The 1,336-nt window shown below is 72.8% G+C and carries 1 pseudogene; it reads right to left on the bottom strand.

The window, feature by feature from the left end:
• Positions 1–335, bottom strand: a pseudogene (locus ND748_RS32110) (ComF family protein); the annotation flags it as partial.
• Positions 336–1,336: the final 1,001 nt, after the last annotated feature.

Genomic DNA, 1,336 nt, shown 5'->3' with positions numbered 1-1,336 from the left:
TTTTTTTCACTGGCAAAACCCGGCGCTATCCACGGGGCATGCGCGGCACCCACGGGCGGGGCGGCGTCCACCCGGCCGCGCTCCTTGTATGCCAGCAGAAGCGACCGGACCCGGCCGCCGTAGTGAGCCGCCGCCAGACACGGCGGCAGCCCTCGCCGCCGCGGGGTGGCCATGGGACCCGCGACGGCGAGGAAGGCTGGACCGCGCAGCTCCGCAGCGCACGCCGGGCACACCGACACCTCCCGACCACCGCAGCCGGCGCATGACAGCGGCACGACCAGGTCGGCGAGGATCGCCAGGTTCCGGATGAGCAGGGGCAGCAAGGCGCGGGCCATAGGAGGAAGGATCACCGTCCGCCGGTGCGTTCGCCAGCCCCAGGAGACGATCTGTGGACGACGCACCCTGCGAAGTCCGGCCGGCTGTGGACACGCACGGGCACCTGCGGGGGCAGGCCTCCACTCCTGCGGGCGACCGGCGGAGTCGAGGCGCTGAACGGGGCCGCGCCTAGCAGGCCATGGAAGTGCATGCCGGCCACGGGCTGGCGTTGGCGCGCGAGCCGTTCCGCAGGCCGGCTTCGCGTGCCGGCAACGCGTCGCCGGCACGCGAAGCCGATAGCGCGCAGGGAGTGGCCCGCAGGAGCGGGCCGGGGAGAAGGTCCAGGGGAGGTCTCGCACGACGGCCGGGCGCCGTCTGAGACGATCGATGCTGGGCGGATCATCCAGGTGCGGCGGACCATGCGCGTACAGCCGACCGGGAGCACGACCGGGTGGGAGCACGACCGGGCGGACGATCCCGGCCACGACCGGCGATATGCGCGCGCCGGCCTCGGCACACCTTCGTCCCAGGGCACAGAATCCTGACAACAGGGAGCAGCACCGCGCGGCGCCCCGCTGCCGGACAGACACCCCTGACCGCGAAAGCCTGTGGCCACGTCGCCCCATAAGCAGCCGTGAGTCATGAGCAACGGTGAGACGTGAGTGGCCGCAAGACCGTTGAAGAGCACGGGACCGTTGAACGGTACAGATCGTTGGACGAGCACAGACCGTCGATCGACCGCAGGACCTCGAACCACCGCAGGATCTCGAACGCCAGGACCGATGAGCGGCGCCCGGCCCACGAGCGACGCCCGAACGACGAGTGGAGACACACGGATGACCGACGGACCCGGCTGGGCCGCGCCCGGCACATCGTCGCCGCCGGGCGACGGTTCCGCCGGACCGTCGTGGGGCGCGCCGCTACCCAACGACGGGTGGGGGCGTCCCGATCAACCCGCCGGTCAGCCGCCGGCGCCCGTCGGCGCGCCCCCGCCGGGCGGACCCCCCGGATGGCACGGGCC

Origin of the sequence: Frankia sp. AiPs1 (assembly GCF_023716945.1) — a bacterium.
In the GTDB taxonomy this organism is placed as follows: Bacteria; Actinomycetota; Actinomycetes; order Frankiales; family Frankiaceae; genus Frankia.
This window is presented reverse-complemented; position numbering and strand designations above follow the sequence as displayed.